The organism is Yimella lutea (genome assembly GCF_006715095.1).
In the GTDB taxonomy this organism is placed as follows: Bacteria; Actinomycetota; Actinomycetes; order Actinomycetales; family Dermatophilaceae; genus Yimella; species Yimella lutea.
Map to the genome: position 1 here is coordinate 92,863 of NZ_VFMO01000001.1, position 18,419 is coordinate 111,281.

Below are 18,419 nucleotides of genomic sequence, written 5' to 3' on the forward strand. Positions count from 1 at the left end.
AGTTCACCCCGCACCAGGCAGGTCGCACATCGCGCAACCGATGGAATCGGCGGATCGACCGTCGATGGACGACGGGATCAACCGTTCGATGGATGCCGCGAGGAAGCGCCGACGGGCGCTGTCGAAGTACGGTCGATGGTGATGCCTGCCGCCACCGCTCCGATCGCACCGAGCCCTGTGCTGCGTACTCTCCAACTCGCCGTGCACGGGCTCTTCGCACTGCTGTTGGCCGTCGGGACGGTCCGCGGCGCGCAGGAGAGCAGCCACCCGATCCCCCTCGTGCTCGGGTGTCTCGCGCTGGGCGCCTGGTACGCGATCGGACTCGTCACCGAGAAACGCAGGCCCTCGTCCGGTGTCGTCTGGTTCGCGGTGCTGTTCGTCGGGTGGATTGCCTTGGTCGCGGTGAGTGTCGAGTTGTCCTGGGTCGCGTTCGCGCTGTTCTTCATCGCGCTGCACCTGCTCCGGGTGCCAGTGGCCCTGGCCGTCATCGGGCTCGCAACGCTCGTCGTGGTCACGGCTCAGTTGGCCCGGGGCGACGGCCCCGTGGTGCCGCGCATCCTCGGCCCCTGCATCGGCGCGCTGGTGGCGATAGGCATCGCATCCATCTACCGGCAGCTGCGGACCGAGAGCGCGCAACGAAGGCAACTGAACGCCGAATTGCTCGCGGCACAAGGTGATCTGATCGCTACCCACGACGCGCTCGCCGGTGCTCAGCGTGAGGCCGGAGTGCTGCAGGAACGAGCCCGCCTGGCCCGCGAGGTGCACGACACCCTCGCGCAGAGCTTCTCCAGCATCGTGCTGCTGTCGCGTGCCGGGCTCACCGGCACTGCCGACGAATCCCAGCTGCGTGACGTGCTGACCCGCATCGAGCAGGCGGCCGCCGACGGCCTCACCGACGCGCGATCGGTGGTGCACGCCCTCACCCCGACCGAGCTCGAACGCGCCCCGCTCTCTGCTGCGCTACAACGGCTGATCGACCGCCAGTCCGGCCCGACCAGACTCGAACTCGTCGTCGACGATCAGGTGGGCTCGCTCCCCACCACCGTCGAGGTCGCACTGTTACGCATCGCGCAGGGCGCCCTCGCGAACGTCCGTCAGCACGCCGATGCCTGCCGCGCGGTCGTCACCCTGGGCGGGGACGCCCACGTCGTCCGACTCGATGTCCGCGACGACGGACGCGGTTTCGACCCGTCCGCACCCATCGTCCCGAGTCAGAGCGGCGGCTACGGGTTGAACGCCATGCGAGCCCGTACCGAAGAGACCGGTGGACGCTTCGCGGTCGAGTCCGCACCCGGTGAGGGCACCACCGTCCAGGTCGAGATCCCGTTGAACGGAGCGCGCTCATGACGCGAGTGCTCATCACCGACGACCACCCGGTGGTACGCGCCGGTCTCCGGATGCTGTTGGAGGCAGCCGGAATCGAGGTTGTCACCGAAGCCGCGAGTGGCACGGAGGCGATCGAACTCACCCGGATGCACCAACCGGAACTGGTACTGATGGATCTCCAACTCGGGCCAGGCATGGACGGCGTCGCGGCCACCGCCGCATTACGGGAACTGCCCGATCCCCCGCACGTGTTGATCGTGACGACCTATGACACGGACGCCGACATCCTGCGTGCCGTCGAGGCGGGGGCCGTCGGCTACCTGCTGAAGGACGCGCCGCCCGACGAACTGATCCGCGCAGTCCGCAAGGCCGCGCACGGCGAGACCGCCCTCGCACCCGTGGTGGCAGACCGGTTGCTGGCGAGTCTGCGGAACCCGGTGCAGCGGCTCAGCGCTCGCGAACTCGAGGTGCTCACACTCGTGGCCGACGGCGCATCCAACCGGGAGGTCGCGAGGAAGATATTCGTCAGCGAGGCGACGGTGAAATCACACCTGGTGCACATCTTCGACAAGCTCGGCGTGGATTCCCGCACCGCCGCCGTCGGGCGCGCCCGCGACCTCGGGCTACTGCGCTGACAACCGGCCGGGCTGCGGCACGGTGGACGCAGCGCGAACGGCCTTGAGGATCCGCGCGGTCGCGTAGTCGGCCTCGGGCCAGCCGACCAGATCGAGCCAGGCGTGGTCGTACGCCTCGCTGGCCACCGTGACCTCGGGTTCGCGGTCACAGACGACGCGGAAGATGACGTCGGCGTGCCGCACCCGCGGGTCGAACACGACGGTGACCAGGTCGCCCGGGTCGATGTCGATCCCGGTTTCCTCCGCCACTTCCCGCCGCACCGCGTCCCGGGGTTGTTCGCCGCGGTCGATCAGACCACCCGGCAGGGAGTAGCCCGCGCGATGCGCCTGCCGCAACGCCAGGAGCTTGCCGTCGAACTCGATCAGCGCGATCGCGCCCAGGGAATAGGTGGGCTTGAAGGTACGAACGAGCCGCTGGCCGACCGCCGGGGAGAGCTTGCGGTAGAGCCGGAAACCGGTGCGCTGCAACGCACCTGGTTCGTCGCTCATGTTTTCGCCACCTCGGCCGAGTCGGCGGTGCTGCCGTTCGGCCGGGAAGTGTGGTGGTGACGTACCGCCTTGATCGCGTTGTTGAGCACCGCGATCAACGGGACGGCCACGAACGCTCCGAAGATGCCGGCGAGCAGCGTTCCACCGGTGACGCCGACGAGGATCGCAAGCGGGTGGATGTCGACCGCCTTGCCCAGGATGATCGGGTTCAGCAGGTTGCCGAACAACTGGACGATCAGCACCAGCGCGACGGCGACGACGATCGCAGTGGTGAGGCCCTGGCTGACGAACGCGATCAGGCACACCACCACACCTGCGACCAGCACCCCGATGAGCGGCACCAGCGATCCGAGGAAGAGCAGCACGGCCAGCGGAACGACCAACGGCATGTCGGCGATCATCATCACCGGCACCATCGCGAGCGCATTGATCGCGGCCAGCAGTACCAGGCTGCGCATGTACGCGGTCAGCGTGCGCCAGGCAGCCTGTCCGGCCTCCTGCGCGTGGTCGTGGATGTGATCGGGAAACATCGAGACGAACCATGCCCACATGCGTCCCCGATCGAACAACATGAACAAGGTCGCGAACAGGCAGAACACCCCACCGGACAGCACGCCGATCGCGCCGGTCGCACGATCGAGCGCCTCGGACGATCCGCCGAACTGCTGCTGCAGAGTGTCACCCAGTTGAACCGAGAAGCGGTCGGCCTGCTTCGGAGTCATCTCCAACGGACCGTGCACCAACCAGTCCCGCACCGAGGCCAGACCACCGTTGAGTTGGTCCAGCAGGCTGTCCTTGGAGTAGGCGATCTGGCTGATCACGAACCACAGCAGCCAACTGATGATCGCAATACCGCCTAGGAAGACGATCAACACCGCGAGGGTGCGTGGCACCTTCCATCGGGTCAGCAGCGCGACCATCGGCTGGAGCAGCGCAGTGATCATGATCGCCACGGCGATGGTGATCGTGACCAGGCTGATCTCGTTGAGCAGCCAGAACAGCGTGATGACACCGCTGACGATCAGGATCAGACACAGCGACCACCATGCGGCGACCTGCACCCCGAAACTGACGTCGTCCAGCGGACGCTCGGGACGCTCGTCCTGGGCATCCTCCGGTACTTCGGCCGACACCATGGCAGGAATGGTCTTTACCGGCTGAACCGGATCGGGCTCCGCGGCGGAAGCCCGTCCGGAACGAAGGAAGTCACGCACAGTGACAGCCTGCCACTGCTCGACCGCCGGTTCAGCCCACCCGACGAGCGAGTGACAGGCCGGCCGCTCGTCCGGAGAAGATGCAACCACCGAGGAACGTGCCCTCGAGCGCGTTCTTCCCGTGGACGCCGCCTCCTCCGAACCCGGCCGCTTCGCCGGCGGCGTACAACCCTTCGATCGGGTTGCCGTCGCTGCCGAGCACCCGCGACTCGAGGTCGGTCTGGATGCCGCCGAGCGTCTTGCGGGTCAGGACGCTCAACTTCACGCCGATCAACGGACCGTGCTTGGGGTCGAGCATTCGGTGCGGAGCGGTGACGCGGCCGATCTTGTCGCCGCGGTAGCTGCGGGCGTTGTGGATGGCGTTGACGGAGAAGTCCTTGGAGTACTTGTTGCCGATCTCGCGGTCACGTGCTTCGACCTGGGCCGTGACGACATCGACGTCGAGCAACGGTTCGTCGGTCAGCGCGTTCATCTTCGCGACGAGCTCGGGGAGGGTGTCGGCGGTGACGAAGTCCTCGCCGTTGTCGACGAACGCCTGCACCTCGCGCTGCGTGCCCTTGGCCACGCGCGACTTCAACACCGCCTTCACGTCCCTGTCGGTGAGGTCGCGGTTCTGCTCCGAGCCCGACAGAGCGAACTCCTTGGCGATCATCGTCGTGGTGAGGATGAACCATGAGTGGTCGTGCTGGTCGATGCCGGACGTCGTGCGCAGGTAGCGCAGCGTGCCGAGCGTGTCGTAGGAGGGGAAGAACGGTGCGGGCAACTGGCGCCCGAGCGCGTCGAACCACATCGGCGAGGGTGCGGACAGGATGCGGATCGCGTGGTTCGGCCATACCGGGTCCCAGTTGTGGATGCCCTCGACGTAGTGCCACATGCGGTCACGGTTGACCAGGCGACCGCCCGCCTCGGCGGTGATCTCGATCATGCGTCCGTCGACGTGTGCAGGGACGCCGGTGATCATGCGCTTGGGCGGCGTGCCGAGGCGCTCCGGCCAGAACTTGCGGACGAGTTCGTGGTTTCCGCCGATGCCGCCGGACGCCACCACGACCGCCTGCGCGGTGAACTCGAAGTCGCCGATCTCGTCCCGGTTGCTCGACACACCACGTTCACAGGAGTCGGGCGCGAGGACGCGTCCGTGGACGCCGGTGACGGCGCCGCCCGAGGTGACCAGGCCGTCCACACGGTGCCGGTGGGCGAAGGTCACCAGGCCTTTCTGCGCTCCCTCACGGGCCAGGTCGATGAACGGCTTCGCGATGCCCGTGCCGGTGCCCCACGGCACGTGGAACCGGGGCACCGAGTTGCCGTGCCCGGTCGCGCGGCCGTCGCCCCGCTCGGCCCAACCGACCATCGGTGTGAACTTCACGCCTTTGCCGGTGAGGTACTCGCGCTTGATCGACGCCGCGAACTCGACGTACGCGCGTCCCCATTGCTTGCCCCAGTGGTCTTCGTCGTGCTCACCGTCGAGGCGATCCCATTGCGCGCTGCCCTGCCAGTCCTGCCAGGCAAGATCGAAGGAGTCCTTGACGCCCATCCGCTTCTGTTCGGGTGAACCCACCAGGAAGATGCCGCCGAACGACCACCAGGCCTGACCACCGAGGTTGGCTTCGTTCTCCTGGTCGACCACGAGCACCTTGCGGCCCGCGGCGACCAGTTCTGCGGTGGCCACCAGACCGGCGAGCCCGGCTCCCACGACGATGACGTCAGCGTCCATCACGACAACTCCTACTGTTGGGTAATGACGAAGTTAGTCGCCCAGGACTGATCGCGGGAGTCGTTCGTCCCGATCGATCGTCCTGATGCCCAACTAGATTGGGCGCATGGACGACGCGCCCACCCTGCACGCTGCGATCGATGAGCTCTACTCCGGCGACCCGGCCGAGTTCATCGCGACCCGCAAGCGGTTGGTGGCGCAGATCCGGAAGGCGGGCGACAAGGAAGTGGCGAAGACCGTCGGTGGGTTACGTCGCCCCTCGGTGGCAGCGGACGCGGTCAATCACCTTGCCCGGCAGGAGGATCCACCGAACATCCCTGCGCTGCGCGAACTCGGTGAGCGGATGCGCGAGGCACAGGGGCGGATGGACGCCGCCACCCTGAAGAAGCTGGGTGCCGAGCGATCCGAACTCATTGCACAACTGCTCGCCGACGCGGAACCGCATGGGGCCGGTACCGCTTCGGCCAAGGATCAATTGACGCAGACCTTCACCGCTGCGCTCGCCTCGCAGAAGGCGGAGGACGCCGTGTGCAGCGGCAACCTGGTGAACCCTTTGTCCTACAGCGGTTTCGGCGATGTCGAGGTGGACGAGGCGGTCGCCGTGCCCTTGCGCGAACTGCAGCAGGCACGGCTGGCCGAGATCGCCGAGCGGGACGCCGCACGCGCAGAACGCCCGCTGCGCTCGGTGAGGTCCGACGAACCGGCCGAACCCGAAGATCATCCGGACGAGGCACCGGCCGCGGACGAACCCACACACGAGGAGCCCGCGCAGGACGCGCCCACCGAGGAAGCGCCCGACGACGCCGAGCTGTCCGACGGGCCCGAGGAGACCCCCGACGAGGAGGCAGAGAAGCCGACAGAACCGGCGAAACCAGCTGAGAAGGAACCGGTTTCGTCCGAAGACGCACAACGCGTCGTCGAACAACTGAAAGACCTGGAGCACCGGACGCAGGAGGCGGTCGACGCCGCGCGCGAGGCACTGGCGGCTGCCAAATCACACGCGGCGGCGGTCACCAAGGCTCGCCAGGACGCCGAGGACCTGCTCGACTCACTCGGCTGAGTGACGACGAGCCGCAGTCAGACCTTGATCTTGCTCAGGCAGTAGGTACGCATCTTCTGGGCGTCGGAGTTGAAGTTCTTGGTCGACACGGTCTGTCGGCGGACGCGCGCGGTGGCCAGGTCGTCGAAGTCCTTCGCGACCGCCCAGACCAACGGGGTGAACTGCTTGTCGCCCGGCGCCTTGGTGAGCGTGCGCAGGTAGGTCGCAGTCTGGCGGAAGCCCTTCGCAGCGTTGTCGAGCTGCGTGCTGTCCTTGGAGCGAACAGCGGCGTTCCAATCGTTGACCGCACTGTTCGACCGCGAGTTCGCGTTGATGCACGACTTGACCAACGTCGGCGAGGCGGCCGGCTTGGACGACTGACTCGAGGAAGCGGCGGAGGTCGGAGCGCTCGATGACGAACTCGCCGGGGCGGACGACGTCGCAGCACTCGAGGGAGTCGAGGTGGCCGAGGTGGTGGTGGACGAACTCGACGTCGAACTCGTCGTAGATCTCGAGGATGAACTCGAGGAGTTGTCGTCACCACTGTTGCACCCGCCGAGGGCAAGAGCACCGACCACGAGAACGGCCATCGGGGCGGCCGCCCGGCCGCGTCGTGCGTACTTCATCCGAACACCATGCAACGCGCCGCCCACGCCCGCCAAATCAGCGAATCCGTCAGTCCTCGTCGAACGGGTGCCCGGTCGGACCGTCGTAGGGGTCTGGGTCGTCCGGGCCGGTACCGGCGAGCGCGGTGCCGAGCCAGGACACGACGCTCCACCCCTCGTCCGAATCACCTTCCAGCACGACGATTCCGGTGTTGGGCAGTGGTTCTACGGCGAGGTCGGTGTCCTTGATGTTGTCGGCGCGCTGGTAGGTCCAGAAACGGATCACCGCCCCGTGGCTGACCATCACGGCGGTGCGCGCACCGGATGCCTCGATGCGCGCGACGCTGTCGTCATAGCGGTCCAACACTTCGTGACCGGTCTCGCCGCCGGGGACCCGCTGGTCGAGGTCACCTTCGGCCCAGTCACCCAGCAGCTTGAGGTAGGCGTGGATGCTGTCGGGGTCGGTGCGCTTCTCCAGCTCGCCGGCCTGGATCTCGTGCGTGCCGGGGAGCGCCTGCGGCTCGATGCCCAGGTGCTCGGCCAGCGGTGCGATGGTCTGCTTGGTGCGCAGGGCGCGACTGGTCCACAACCCGTCGATCTGTTCCCCATGCAACGCCGCCGGGATGGCTTCCGCCTGCTCGACGCCACGGTCGGTCAGACCGGGGCCGGGAAGAGTGGTGTCGAGCGAACCTTGCACGTTGGCCGGCGTCTCGCCGTGCCGAATCAGGATCAGCCGCATGGGTCCATTCTCACCATGGACCTGACCGGGAGGTGAACCCTCCGTGAGCTGAGACGAAGAACAGGCGGCGTCAGCGTCCCAGCTTCGCCGTGGCGTAGGCGTCCAGCTGCCCGATCCGGCGGCCGGCGTTCGTCATCCTGGTGGAGTCACCCGAGCGCAGTTCGCGGTCGAGCCGGCACAGTTCGTCGATGCTGATCCCGACCTTGCGTGCGCCCGCTACCGACTCGGCCGACAACAGGTCGATCTGCGGCGCGGCGAGCTTCCCGCTGTGCTGAGTTGTGGCGGCGGCTGTCACACGCATCGCAGAACCGACCAGAGTCGGCGACAGGGCCGCCGCGTAACCCTGCTTGCCCGCGACGTTCGGGTGGTAGGACTCCTCGATCGGATTCGACAACCCGTTCACCCACTCGACGCCGTCGCACCCGGTGGGTGTCGAACGCTGCACGGACGTCGACCGTCTTGAACCGGCGGTTCGCCGCCTTGGTTAGCAGCAGCGTGTCGAGCTGGTCGGTGGCGGCATTGAGCGACGTCTGCTCCTGGGGTGAGAACCAGGTGAGCGCGTTGCAGTCCTCACCGTTGAACAGCCGCGGATATCCGGCGACGACCACCCTCGCATTCGGTGCCTTGCTGCGGACGAGGCCGTAAAGGTTGTCGTATGCAAAGCGTGGCGATGTCCGGGTCAAGCCGTCACCGCCTGATCGTCAATTCTTGGTCAGGAATGCCGAGCGCGCAGCACCAGTTCGAGTTCGAACCGGGACTGCGGATCCTCCAGGGCGTTGCCGAACAGTTCGCGCAGTTGCCCGAGCCGATAACCGACCGTCTGCGGGTGCACGTGCAGTTCCTCGGCGATCTTCTTGCGCTCGCCGCGCCAGCGCAGCCAGGCTTCCAACGTCTCCAACAGACGCTCGCGCTGCGTCTCGCCGGCCTCGTCGAGAGGTGCAAGTCGACGCTCGGCCAGGTCCGCCACCAGTTCACGCTGCGAGGCGAGCACCACTTCGACCACGTGGTCGACGACCCACCGCGGTTCATCGACCGACGGAACTCCGAGTGTCTGCATCGTTGCGCGCAACGACTCGTTCACCGCTGTCCAGGGGCGCCCCGGGCCGAGCCAGGCACTGCGTCCCGCGAGCGCCAACTCGAGTTCGCGGTGAGCGGTGGGCGTGCTCGGCTCAGGCACGATCGCGACGGCTTGCCCCCCGCGAGCGGACGCGAGCGCCCGATCACCCAGGCGCAATCGCAGGCCCTCCGCGTTCTCCAGCGGCACAACCAGCGCGATCAAGCGGTCCGGGATCACCCAACCGGCACGCGCCGCCAACCGACGCACCTCGATCTCGTCCACGCGAGTGGACAGCAACGAGTTCAGCAGGGCTGCACGGGCGCGGTCCCGCTCCCCCATCTGCCGGGACTGTTCCTCGGCGAAGCCCTCGACGCTCGCCGCCGAGATCTCGTCGAAGTACACGAAGATCGCTTCGCCGACATTGAGCAGGACGCGCGCGTCGAGTCCGGCCTCGAGCGCTGCTTCGCTCACGCTGCGCAGCGTGAGGCGGGCGCCGAGCCGGTAGGCGGACAGCAGGGCTTCCAGCGAACGACCGGTGCGCGCCTCGCCGATGCCGAGCGTCCGATAGATCGCACGGCCCTCGGGAGTGAAGGGCGGCTCATCCGTGCCGGGCAGTTCGATCAGCAGACGCTGCAGCGCGGTCTCGACACCACGCCGCACGGCCGCACCGAACTCGCCGTCGAGCGGGCGCGCGTACTCGGTGATCTCACGGGGAATGTTCCTGATGATCGTCGCCACCAATTCAGGGACGACGGGACCGATCGTGGCACTGATCTCAGGCGGCAATTGAGCCCACGGCTGGGGGCGACTCACCCGATCGGGTGTGACTGGTGTGGTCATGAGCGAGCCTCCGAACGAAGAAACGTGCCGTTCCGTCCCATTATTATCACCGGAGCACAGTTTATCGGTCGAAATTCTACATACAGACTCACCGTTTACGCGGACCGCGCCAATCAGAATGGACGTATGGGAGTTCTGAAGGCGATTCATCGTGCCGCGTCCGTCTGGACGTCGCCGGCATCCCCTGAGGACTACCTGCAGATCATCAATCCTCTCGCTTCCGCGCGTCAGCTGCGCGGTGTCGTCACCGAAGTCCGCCGACACGGCGCCCGCTCGGCGACCATCTCCTTCCGGCCCGGACGTGGCTGGGAGCCGCACTTGGCTGGGCAATGGGCCCGCGTCGGGGTCGAGATCAACGGGGTCCGCCAGTGGCGCTCGTATTCCCTGTCCGCGGCCCAGGGGCACGACCCGGAGATCACCGTCACCGCGATCGGACGCGTGTCGCGCCACCTGGTCGAACACACCAAGACCGCCGACGTTCTGTTCCTCGCTCCCCCGCAGGGTGAGTTCATCCTGCCGACCGGCCCACGCCCGTTGCTGATGATCACCGCGGGCAGCGGCATCACTCCGGTCATGTCGATGCTGCGCACCCTGATCCCGAGGCGCCCCGACGCCGACGTCGTCCTGATTCACTCCGCCCGCAATGAGGACGATGCACTGTTCATCGACGAACTGCGTACGATGGATCGGCAGTACGCCGGCCTGACCGTCGTCATCCACTTCACCGGCAACAACGGACGTATCGACTTCAGCAACGCGTCCGCGGTCGAGACCGTCTGCCCCGACTGGCGCTCGCGCAAGGCCTACGTGTGCGGCCCCACCGAGTTGCTCGACGACACCGAGAAGCTCTGGGCGAACGCCGGACTCCCGCAGGGCCTGCAGGTGGAGCGATTCGCACCGGCGCTGCTCGCACCGTCCGACACCGACGGTGGCACGATCACGTTCGCCAAGTCCGACAAGGAAGCCGTCTGCGACGGCTCCACCCCGATCCTCGAGGTCGGCGAAGAAGCCGGCGTCATCATGCCGAGCGGTTGTCGAATGGGCATCTGCCGCACCTGCCTGACTCCCCTCGTCTCGGGTCAGGTGCGCGACTTGCGCACGGGCGAGATCCACGCCGACGAGGGCGAACTCATCCAGACCTGCATCACGGCCGCTGTCGGCCCCGTCCATCTTGAAGTCTGAACCGTTGCACTTCACGAACCCCCTTGATAGTCAGGAGATTTCATGACGATCACCAATGCCTCCGTCATCGAACGTCGCACCGCGATCTACGACGACACCCAGAAGAAGCGCACCGGCGTGCTGCCCACCGAGGGCGGTGCACACACGCGTCCGAAGGCGGCCGCGCACCTCACCGACGAGCAGGTCAACGAACTCGGACGTGAGCTCGACGCGATCCGCGCTTCCGTACTTGCCGAGCGCGGCGCGGACGATGCGGCCTACATCCGCAAGGTCATCAAGGTCGCGCGCACCTGCGACCTCGCCGGACGCACGGCGCTGATCTTCGGCAAGCACAAGCCGATGTTCCTGCTCGGCATTGCCGGCGTCTCCATGGGCAAGGTCCTGGAGAACATGGAGATCGGCCACAACGTCCTGCACGGGCAGTGGGACTGGATGCGCGACCCCGACATCCACTCCACCACCTGGGAGTGGGACTTCGTTGCCCCGGCCCGCGGATGGCAGCACACCCACAACGACCTACACCACACGTACACGAACGTGATGGGCAAGGACCGCGACGTGGGCTACAACATCCTGCGTATCAGCGACGAGCAGCCGTGGCAGAAGCGCGACATCTTCAACCCGATCGTCAACGCCTTCCTCGCGCCGACCTTCGAGTGGGGCATCGCCTCCTATGACCTCGAATGGGACCAGGTGCAGACCGGTGCCAAGTCACGTGAGCAGTTCGACAAGGATCTGGAGGCGCTGAAGGCCAAGGCCGTTCGACAGGTGCTGAAGGACTACATCGCCACCCCGCTGGTCGCCACTCTCACCGGCTCCGGCAAGTGGTCGCTCGCCGGAATGATCGGCGGGAACATGGTGCGCAACGTGTGGGCACACTCGGTGATCTTCTGCGGTCACTTCCCCGACGAGGTCGACGTGTTCACCGAGGACGTGCTCGACGGCGAGACCCGCGGCGACTGGTACATCCGCCAGATGCTCGGATCGGCGAACCTGTCGGGCAGCCCGCTGTTCCACATCCTCACCGGCAACCTGAGCCATCAGATCGAACACCACCTGTTCCCCGACCTTCCCTCGAACCGCTACATCGAGGTGGCGCCGAAGGTGCGCGAGATCTGCGACCGGTACAACCTGCACTACACGACGGGCCCGCTCGGCACCCAGCTCGCACAGACCTGGAAGAAGATCGCCAAGCTGTCGCTGCCGGACGAGTTCTGGGAGCGTCACGAGTCGGGCAAGCCCGGCAAGTGGCAGGTGCTGCGCGACGCGTGGAAGGGCCGCACCACCCCCAAGACCGCCTGAGCGACTGAATCGCCCGGGTGTCATGGGCACAGACTGCGAGCCGCCACGCCGAGCGAACCCACCCTGCTCGCCGGCCCGGCAGTGCTGGTGGCCGCGGCGTTCTTCGACACGCCAGAACGAGAGTTGCTGTGGATCGTGGCCGCGGTGATGGATCTGTCGGGACCGGTCCTGGTCGGGACCACCGGTTGGAGCGTGACACCTGCCTACTTCGTGGAGCGGCACGGGCTGATCATCATCATCGCGCTGGGTGAGGCGATCGTCGGGGTAGGCGCCGGCGCCGAAGCCGCTCTTGCGCGCCCGAGGGTTGTGACGGCCGTCCTCCTCGCCGTGCTGATCGCGGCCGGTCTGTGGTGGTCCTACTTCGGTTATCTGCGCGGCGGTGCCGAACGACGGCTGCGCGGCACCACTGGTCGGGAGCGGTCAAGGCTCGCGCGCGACTCCTACAGCTACCTTCATCTGCCGCTCGTGGCCGGGTGGTGTTCTTCGCTCTCGGGGTGCACGAAGCAGTCGCGGCACCGGGGGAACCACTCCCCCTGTTGCCGGCCCTCGCCCTGGCCGGTGGCGTCGCGGTGTTCTACGTCGGCGACGTCGCCTACCGATGGCGCGACCACCACCAGCTCGCCACAGGTCGCCTGATGGCCGCATTGGGGGCTGCTTCGCTGATTCTGGTCGCGGTGGTGGCGCCTGCTTTGGCGGCGCTCGCCGGGCTGACCTTCGTCTGCTTGCTGCACACCAGCTGGGAACTCTGGCACCACCCGGCGATCGGCCCGGGCGGCGACTCCTGATCGTCCAGTGCCATCGCCGCGCAGACTCTCGCAACTACGGCTTGGGACTACCTCACCGGACGGCGTTTCGCGGGGGCTCGCCGACGGAGGCACGGCGCAGTCGCCACGCGCGTGTCGCCAGGTGGAGGTTGAGTTGTGTCTCGACGTCGTTGAGGTCGTGGCCCGAGATCTCGGTGATGCGGCTGATTCGGTAGCGCAGTGTGTTGCGGTGGATGGTGAGCGTCGTTGACGTGTCGGCGTACTTGCCCCCGTGGTCAAGGTAGGCCGCTAGCGTGGGGACGAGCTCGGTGCCGTGGCGACGGTCGTAGCTCAATAGGTCGCCGAGCCAGTCCGTGATGAGACGCTCGACTTCCTCAGCGTTGCCGTCGAGCGCGAGCAGCCGGTCTACTCCCAAGTCGGCGTAGGCGATGAAGCCATACGGATTGTGGGACTGCTGACGAGCCCTGAGTGCTCGTTGGGCTTGTTCATACGCACGTGGGATCTGTTCCGGCGAGTTGGCCGGCTCCCCCTTGGCGATCACACCGTTGGTGTCGCCGTAGGCGCGCGACAAGTCGTTGAACATGCGGCCCATGTCGACACCTCGATGGGCGAGGGCGACGACCAGTCCCCGGTTCCGGACGACCAAGCAGGGCAGTCGCTGACGAGCCATGGCCATCCGGAGGTGATCGACGTCGCGGTCGTGCCCGCGGTGACCCCGCTCGGAGGACCATGCGCACACGATCAGGTCGTGCGGAACGCCAAGGTCGTGGCCCTGAGCGGATGCCCGGTCCACGGCAACGTCGGCCGGGAGCCCTCCAAGAAGGTCGTCGAGGAGGTCTCGACTCAGTCGGTTCTCCAGTTCATTCATCGCTGCGGCCTGAGCCCTCAGCAGCCCCAGTGCGACGCCCGCGTACCGCAGAGCGAATGATGCGTCGTCTCGGTCTTTGTCCGGTGGCACCTCCAGTTCGATCGTGCCGAGTTCGGGGCGTCCGCCGATGACCTCCTCGAGCGAGGTTCGCTCGAGGACCGGTTGGTACCGGCCGGCAACCGTGATCCGGGTCGTCTCGTGCCCGAATCTGTCCCGCAGCACGACAGCGGAGCCAGTGAGCCGACTGAGTGAGGTGGCCACGTCGAGCTCAGTCCCGGTCGTGGATAGTCGGGCGAACTCCTCAAGCACCCCCTCACGGTGCTGCAGCGCCGCGACGGTGCGCGCCATCTCGTTATTGGCTGCACCGAGTTCGTGGGCGCGTCGGCGGTGGCGCTCGTGCACCTGCGCGTCCGCGAGCGCCGTCCCGAGGAGATTGCCCAACCGTTCGATGACGAACAGTTGTTCGGGGTCGGGCCGGGCGAAGCTGCGAAGGACCAGTTGGCCCGGGGCGCCGTTCAAGACCGCCACAGCCGTCGTCGACGTCCAGGAGTCGCCGTTGTCCTGCACGAATACCCGTTCACCGGTTGAGGGGCTCGGTTCCGCCGGCTTCGTCGGCTCCCTGGGGGGCAGGGTGATCCACTCCCGGTCCCGCTGGAAGGTGACGTTAACCAACTGGCAGCCGGTCACCGACTCGACCTCACGCTTCAGGACGTTGATGACCTCGTCCACGTCGTGACGTTGCATCATCGCCATGGACATCACCAGCAGCCCCTCGAGGCCGGTGAGGGCACGCCGCAGATCCAGCTCGCCGGTTGGCACAACGGTTCCGGTTGTGGCGGGCTCGCAGACGGTCATCTCTTGATCCCTGGCCGGCCCGCCCGGGATCCCCCTGTGCCGTAGGGACCCCACAGGTCGTCGCGCTGAGCCACGACGCCTCGGTACATGCAGCACGGATGTATCCCGGGATCCAGTCCGAATCCGTGCGAGCTCATCGGTCCTCGTCAACTCTCGGGGGCAGCGTCGCGCTCACCGTACCCCTTGCCCAGCGCACCCACGGTGGGGAGTTGTGCACTCGAACCAAATCATGCCCCGGGACTTTGGCCTGGTGCGCCCATGAATTCTTGGTGGTCGGCGACGAGTGTGGACTGGTCGGAGTCACCGACACAACGATTGGAGATTCGCCATGAAGGCTGTCGTCTATCAGGGACCCAAAGATGTCGCGGTCACGGACGTTCCGGACGCCGAGATCGAACGGCCCACCGATGTGCTGGTCAAGGTCACAACCACCAACATCTGCGGCTCGGACCTGCACATGTACGAGGGGCGGACCTCCTTCGAGAAGGGCCGGACGTTCGGCCACGAAAACATGGGAGAGGTGGTGGAGATCGGCAAGGGAGTAGAGAAGATCAAGGTGGGCGACCGGGTCGTGCTGCCCTTCAACATCTCGTGCGGGTTCTGCAAGAACTGCGAGCGCGGGCTCACGAACTACTGCCTGACAACGCAACCTGACCCGTCGGCCGCCGGTGCGGCCTACGGCTTCGCCGAAATGGGCCCGTACGGCGGCGGGCAGGCAGAACTGCTCCGGGTGCCCTTCGGCGACCACAACGCGCTGCGCCTGGGTGAAGACGCGCAGGACAAGGAGAACGACTACGTCATGCTCTCCGACATCTTCCCCACCGGCTACCACGCCACCGAGATGGCCGGCGTGATCCCGGGCGACAGCGTCGTGATCGCCGGGGCCGGCCCCGTGGGACTGATGGCCGCCCTGTCCGCGACGATCAAGGGCGCCGCGAAGGTGATGGTGGTCGATCGCCACCCCGACCGGCTCGCGCTGGCCGAGCAGATCGGAGCGATCGCCATCGACGACTCCAAGGTCGACCCCGTGCAGGCTGTGCTGGACGAGACCATGGGGCTCGGAGCCGACCGTGGCTGCGAGTGTGTCGGCTATCAGGCCCACGACCCTGAGGGCAACGAAGACCCGGCTGCCACCTTGAACATGCTCATCAACTCGGTCCGGTTCACCGGCGGGATCGGCACCGTCGGCGTGTTCGTCCCCGAGGACCCGGGGGCCAAGAGCGAATTGGCCAAGCAGGGCAAGGCGGCCATCGACTTCGGCACCCACTGGTTCAAGGGACAGACCATGGGCAACGGTCAGTGCCCGGTCAAGAGGTACAACCGCCGGCTGCGAGACCTCATCGCGGCTGACAAGGCGAAGCCGTCCTGGATCGTCTCCCACGAGATCTCGCTGGACCAGGCTGCCGACGCCTACAGGAACTTCGACTCCAGGTCCGAGGGTTGGACCAAGGTCGTCATCAAGCCCGGCATGTCAAACGGAAAGAAGGCAAACTGATATGGCAGCAGATCTCCAGGGCAAGAGGGTCGCGATCCTCGCCGCCGACGGCGTCGAGCGCGTTGAGCTCGAGCAACCCCGCGAAGTACTGGACCGCGCGGGCGCTCAGACCGAGGTCCTCTCGATCCACGAGGGCGAGATCAAGGCCCGTAAGAACGACCTGGATGAAGCGGGCACGTTCACCGTCGACGGGCTGGTCGCCGACGCCTCGGTGGGCGACTACGACGCCCTGCTGCTTCCCGGCGGCACGGTTAACCCCGACCAGCTCCGGGTCGACGAGGACGCCGTTTCCTTCGTCCGCGACTTCGTCGAGAGCGGCAAGCCAGTGGCGGCGATCTGTCACGGGCCGTGGACGTTGATCGAGGCCGGCGTGGCCGCCGGTCGCACCCTGACGTCGTACCCGAGCATTCGCACCGACCTGCGCAACGCCGGCGCCGACGTCGTCGACCAGGACGTGGTGATCGACAAGAATCTCATCACCAGCCGCTCGCCGGAGGACCTGCCGGCGTTCTCCGAGGCGATAGTGTCCCAACTCGCGGGCACCACGACAAAGGAAGAGGAGAAGTCATGAGTGTGACCAAGGGATTGCTGGTCAGGTTTGACGCGTTGCCCGGCAAGGAGGACGACGTGAAGGAGTTTCTTGACAGCGGCCGTGCGCTTGTCGAGGACGAGCAGGCGACCACTGCGTGGTTCGCGATCCGCCTCGGGCCGACCTCGTTCGGGATCTTCGACGTGTTCCCCGATGACGCCGGACGTGACGCCCACCTGTCCGGCCCTGTTGCGGTAGCTCTCGGCGAGCAGACCGGCACATTGTTCTCCGAACCGACGATCGAGAAGCTCGACGTACTGGGCTCCAAACTCCCCGCCTGACACCCAAAACTGGGAGTACTGGCCCAGCGAGGAGGGGTCGCTGCGCGCGATGGCTTCGGGCTTACACAGCCCGCTGACGTCGTGGCAGCGGCCCCTTCTCTTGCGGCCAATCGCTCATCACCAACAGATCGAGGAACCGCGATGACAGGAACTGACGACGGCGTTGCCACGACGCGTTCACCCGAGGTAGCAGTGATCGGGGGCGGGATCGTCGGTCTGTCGACGGCGTACGCGCTGCGAGAGCAGGGCGTGCCGGTGCGCTTGTACGAGGCTGGTCTGCCCGGGACGGGTCAGTCCGCAGGCGAGTCACGGATCTTCCGGCACGCCCACGACGACCCGCGACTCGTCGCTTTCGCGCGCGAAAGCCGCGGCGTATGGGATGAGTGGGCCGAACACTTCGACGTCGAGCTGGTCTCATCAGACGGTGTCGTGGCCATCGGAGACAGCGCCCTGGCGCGGCTGCGGGTGCTGGACCAGGTCGGCGGCGTGCAAGCACGCGAGATCGACGCGGCCGAGGTCGCCCAACGGATGCCGCTGCTCGCTGGGTACTCGGGGCCGGCGGTGCTTGACGAGTCGGGCGGCGCGATCCGCACTCGCGCCGCGATCACGGCACTCACGGGTGCCCTTGCAGATGCGGTCACCACTGGTGAGGTCATCTCCATCGATCCCCGCGCCGACGGGACGGTCGAGGTGCGCAGCGTCACCGACCGGGCTGTCTACTCCAAGGCGGTCGTGTGCGCCGGCCGCGAAACCGCCCGCCTGGCGCGCAGCGTCGGCCTGTCGCTGCCGGTTCGCCTTGCCGCACACGTCCGGCTGACCTTCGAGGTGAAAGCCGCCGCCCCGGCACGAGTCGCGTGCCTGCAGGACAGCAGCGGCGTCTTCGGCGAAGTCGGCGTCTACGCGACGCCGCTACCGGGCAACAGCAGCTACTCGGTCGGACTCAGCGACACCGTCGGCGTCCGCGACGACGGAACTTTCATCGACCCGGCGGCGATTCGATCGCTGGACGAACGCGCACGCGACTACGTGACACGAGCGCTGCCCGGTCTCCACCCAGAGCCGCGCGACTTCCTTCACTGCTGGGTGACCGACCTGCCGTGGAGTGAGGACGGCGTGGCCGTGTGGGAGGCAGGCTCTGTCTTTTTTGTGGCCGGTCACAATCTGTTCAAGCAGGCACCGGCGCTGGGTCGCGCTCTTGCCCGGGCTGCGACCGGCGGCGGTCTCCGCGCCGAGCTCACGCCCGAAGCGCGCCTCGGCGAAGCCCAGGATTAGCGGGTCTGCGGCGCGGCACGCGGCGAGCACCTCCCGGCGTCCGGGCACTTCGCGGTGGGCACCTGTCAGGCCATGGTCGACGTGCGCCTCGGATCACGCTGCCCGAAGCGCCATCGACAAGCGTCTGGGATCTAGTGTGTTCTGTTGTCCAGTCAT

General features: G+C 66.9%; 19 protein-coding genes. 11 read left to right on the forward strand and 8 right to left on the reverse strand.

The genetic code is table 11. The features are described from left to right. Positions 1 to 141: 141 nt before the first annotated feature. Both FB459_RS00450 and FB459_RS00455 read left to right on the forward strand, forming a co-directional pair. Positions 142 to 1,347, forward strand: coding sequence for a sensor histidine kinase (locus tag FB459_RS00450; RefSeq protein WP_211345103.1), 1,206 nt, complete (start codon positions 142 to 144; stop codon positions 1,345 to 1,347). Further along, positions 1,344 to 1,961 carry a response regulator gene (locus tag FB459_RS00455; protein ID WP_129625470.1) on the forward strand — a complete coding sequence of 206 codons (618 nt, stop codon included), beginning with the start codon at positions 1,344 to 1,346 and terminating at the stop codon, positions 1,959 to 1,961. The genes FB459_RS00450 and FB459_RS00455 overlap by 4 nt, the downstream gene beginning before the upstream one ends. Here the strand turns inward: FB459_RS00455 and FB459_RS00460 are convergent. The 3 genes from FB459_RS00460 to FB459_RS00470 form a co-directional block, all read right to left on the reverse strand. Further along, entirely contained in the window at positions 1,950 to 2,450 is a 501-nt protein-coding gene (locus tag FB459_RS00460; protein ID WP_129625469.1) for an NUDIX hydrolase, read from the reverse strand. The genes FB459_RS00455 and FB459_RS00460 overlap by 12 nt on opposite strands. After that, the gene (locus FB459_RS00465; RefSeq protein WP_141927063.1) at positions 2,447 to 3,586 is read right to left on the reverse strand and encodes an AI-2E family transporter; all 1,140 of its coding nucleotides are present in this window, start codon (positions 3,584 to 3,586) and stop codon (positions 2,447 to 2,449) included. The genes FB459_RS00460 and FB459_RS00465 overlap by 4 nt, the downstream gene beginning before the upstream one ends. Positions 3,587 to 3,695: 109 nt before the next feature. After that, on the reverse strand, positions 3,696 to 5,375 hold the full coding sequence (locus FB459_RS00470; RefSeq protein ID WP_141929345.1) for an FAD-binding dehydrogenase: 1,680 nt from the start codon (positions 5,373 to 5,375) through the stop codon (positions 3,696 to 3,698). A 106-nt stretch (positions 5,376 to 5,481) separates the two neighbouring features. On the opposite strand from FB459_RS00470, the gene FB459_RS00475 reads away from it, so the two are divergent. Further along, a complete protein-coding gene (locus FB459_RS00475; protein ID WP_141927064.1) occupies positions 5,482 to 6,435 on the forward strand; it encodes a hypothetical protein in 954 nt (317 codons plus the stop codon). Between the two features lie 17 nt (positions 6,436 to 6,452). On the opposite strand, the gene FB459_RS00480 is transcribed toward FB459_RS00475, so the two are convergent. From FB459_RS00480 to FB459_RS00495, 4 genes are all read right to left on the reverse strand, one after another. Beyond that, a complete protein-coding gene (locus FB459_RS00480; RefSeq protein WP_141927065.1) occupies positions 6,453 to 7,040 on the reverse strand; it encodes a hypothetical protein in 588 nt (195 codons plus the stop codon). A 49-nt stretch (positions 7,041 to 7,089) separates the two neighbouring features. Further along, the gene (locus FB459_RS00485; protein ID WP_141927066.1) at positions 7,090 to 7,758 is read right to left on the reverse strand and encodes a histidine phosphatase family protein; all 669 of its coding nucleotides are present in this window, start codon (positions 7,756 to 7,758) and stop codon (positions 7,090 to 7,092) included. A gap of 70 nt (positions 7,759 to 7,828) precedes the next feature. After that, entirely contained in the window at positions 7,829 to 8,203 is a 375-nt protein-coding gene (locus tag FB459_RS00490; RefSeq protein WP_141927067.1) for a hypothetical protein, read from the reverse strand. Between the two features lie 267 nt (positions 8,204 to 8,470). Further along, positions 8,471 to 9,655, reverse strand: coding sequence for a PucR family transcriptional regulator (locus FB459_RS00495; protein ID WP_141927068.1), 1,185 nt, complete (start codon positions 9,653 to 9,655; stop codon positions 8,471 to 8,473). 126 nt (positions 9,656 to 9,781) lie between these two features. On the opposite strand from FB459_RS00495, the gene FB459_RS00500 reads away from it, so the two are divergent. The 4 genes from FB459_RS00500 (at position 9,782) to FB459_RS18295 (ending at position 12,924) form a co-directional block, all read left to right on the forward strand. Further along, entirely contained in the window at positions 9,782 to 10,837 is a 1,056-nt protein-coding gene (locus FB459_RS00500; RefSeq protein WP_141927069.1) for a ferredoxin reductase, read from the forward strand. 42 nt (positions 10,838 to 10,879) lie between these two features. After that, on the forward strand, positions 10,880 to 12,139 hold the full coding sequence (locus tag FB459_RS00505; RefSeq protein WP_141927070.1) for a fatty acid desaturase family protein: 1,260 nt from the start codon (positions 10,880 to 10,882) through the stop codon (positions 12,137 to 12,139). Between the two features lie 63 nt (positions 12,140 to 12,202). Next, entirely contained in the window at positions 12,203 to 12,775 is a 573-nt protein-coding gene (locus FB459_RS00510; protein ID WP_484456000.1) for a low temperature requirement protein A, read from the forward strand. Further along, complete coding sequence (locus FB459_RS18295) at positions 12,775 to 12,924, forward strand: hypothetical protein (RefSeq protein WP_170221627.1); 150 nt, start codon at positions 12,775 to 12,777, stop codon at positions 12,922 to 12,924. Before FB459_RS00510 ends, FB459_RS18295 begins: the two co-directional genes overlap by 1 nt. Positions 12,925 to 12,976: 52 nt before the next feature. On the opposite strand, the gene FB459_RS00515 is transcribed toward FB459_RS18295, so the two are convergent. Further along, entirely contained in the window at positions 12,977 to 14,626 is a 1,650-nt protein-coding gene (locus FB459_RS00515; RefSeq protein WP_141927071.1) for a PucR family transcriptional regulator, read from the reverse strand. 328 nt (positions 14,627 to 14,954) lie between these two features. Here FB459_RS00515 and FB459_RS00520 point away from each other — a divergent pair, with 328 nt between their 5' ends. The 4 genes from FB459_RS00520 (at position 14,955) to FB459_RS00535 (ending at position 18,263) form a co-directional block, all read left to right on the forward strand. Continuing rightward, positions 14,955 to 16,121 (forward strand): glutathione-independent formaldehyde dehydrogenase, encoded by a 1,167-nt coding sequence (locus FB459_RS00520; protein WP_129625458.1) that lies wholly within the window; start codon positions 14,955 to 14,957, stop codon positions 16,119 to 16,121. 1 nt (position 16,122) lies between these two features. After that, on the forward strand, positions 16,123 to 16,692 hold the full coding sequence (locus FB459_RS00525) for a type 1 glutamine amidotransferase domain-containing protein (protein ID WP_141927072.1): 570 nt from the start codon (positions 16,123 to 16,125) through the stop codon (positions 16,690 to 16,692). Then, positions 16,689 to 16,991 carry a putative quinol monooxygenase gene (locus FB459_RS00530; RefSeq protein ID WP_075818624.1) on the forward strand — a complete coding sequence of 101 codons (303 nt, stop codon included), beginning with the start codon at positions 16,689 to 16,691 and terminating at the stop codon, positions 16,989 to 16,991. The genes FB459_RS00525 and FB459_RS00530 overlap by 4 nt, the downstream gene beginning before the upstream one ends. 141 nt (positions 16,992 to 17,132) lie before the next feature. After that, on the forward strand, positions 17,133 to 18,263 hold the full coding sequence (locus FB459_RS00535) for an NAD(P)/FAD-dependent oxidoreductase (RefSeq protein WP_211345104.1): 1,131 nt from the start codon (positions 17,133 to 17,135) through the stop codon (positions 18,261 to 18,263). The last annotated feature ends 156 nt before the right edge of the window (positions 18,264 to 18,419 follow it).

Excerpts from the sequence above, each read along its gene's own strand:
- FB459_RS00450 (WP_211345103.1), top strand. The coding sequence starts at position 142 with ATGCCTGCCGCCACCGCTCCGATCGCACCGAGCCCTGTGCTGCGTACT.
- FB459_RS00455 (WP_129625470.1), top strand. The coding sequence starts at position 1,344 with ATGACGCGAGTGCTCATCACCGACGACCACCCGGTGGTACGCGCCGGT.
- FB459_RS00460 (WP_129625469.1), bottom strand. The coding sequence starts at position 2,450 with ATGAGCGACGAACCAGGTGCGTTGCAGCGCACCGGTTTCCGGCTCTAC.
- FB459_RS00465 (WP_141927063.1), bottom strand. The coding sequence starts at position 3,586 with ATGGTGTCGGCCGAAGTACCGGAGGATGCCCAGGACGAGCGTCCCGAG.
- FB459_RS00470 (WP_141929345.1), bottom strand. The coding sequence starts at position 5,375 with ATGGACGCTGACGTCATCGTCGTGGGAGCCGGGCTCGCCGGTCTGGTG.
- FB459_RS00475 (WP_141927064.1), top strand. The coding sequence starts at position 5,482 with ATGGACGACGCGCCCACCCTGCACGCTGCGATCGATGAGCTCTACTCC.
- FB459_RS00480 (WP_141927065.1), bottom strand. The coding sequence starts at position 7,040 with ATGAAGTACGCACGACGCGGCCGGGCGGCCGCCCCGATGGCCGTTCTC.
- FB459_RS00485 (WP_141927066.1), bottom strand. The coding sequence starts at position 7,758 with ATGCGGCTGATCCTGATTCGGCACGGCGAGACGCCGGCCAACGTGCAA.
- FB459_RS00495 (WP_141927068.1), bottom strand. The coding sequence starts at position 9,655 with ATGACCACACCAGTCACACCCGATCGGGTGAGTCGCCCCCAGCCGTGG.
- FB459_RS00500 (WP_141927069.1), top strand. The coding sequence starts at position 9,782 with ATGGGAGTTCTGAAGGCGATTCATCGTGCCGCGTCCGTCTGGACGTCG.
- FB459_RS00505 (WP_141927070.1), top strand. The coding sequence starts at position 10,880 with ATGACGATCACCAATGCCTCCGTCATCGAACGTCGCACCGCGATCTAC.
- FB459_RS18295 (WP_170221627.1), top strand. The coding sequence starts at position 12,775 with ATGGCCGCATTGGGGGCTGCTTCGCTGATTCTGGTCGCGGTGGTGGCG.
- FB459_RS00515 (WP_141927071.1), bottom strand. The coding sequence starts at position 14,626 with ATGACCGTCTGCGAGCCCGCCACAACCGGAACCGTTGTGCCAACCGGC.
- FB459_RS00520 (WP_129625458.1), top strand. The coding sequence starts at position 14,955 with ATGAAGGCTGTCGTCTATCAGGGACCCAAAGATGTCGCGGTCACGGAC.
- FB459_RS00525 (WP_141927072.1), top strand. The coding sequence starts at position 16,123 with ATGGCAGCAGATCTCCAGGGCAAGAGGGTCGCGATCCTCGCCGCCGAC.
- FB459_RS00530 (WP_075818624.1), top strand. The coding sequence starts at position 16,689 with ATGAGTGTGACCAAGGGATTGCTGGTCAGGTTTGACGCGTTGCCCGGC.
- FB459_RS00535 (WP_211345104.1), top strand. The coding sequence starts at position 17,133 with ATGACAGGAACTGACGACGGCGTTGCCACGACGCGTTCACCCGAGGTA.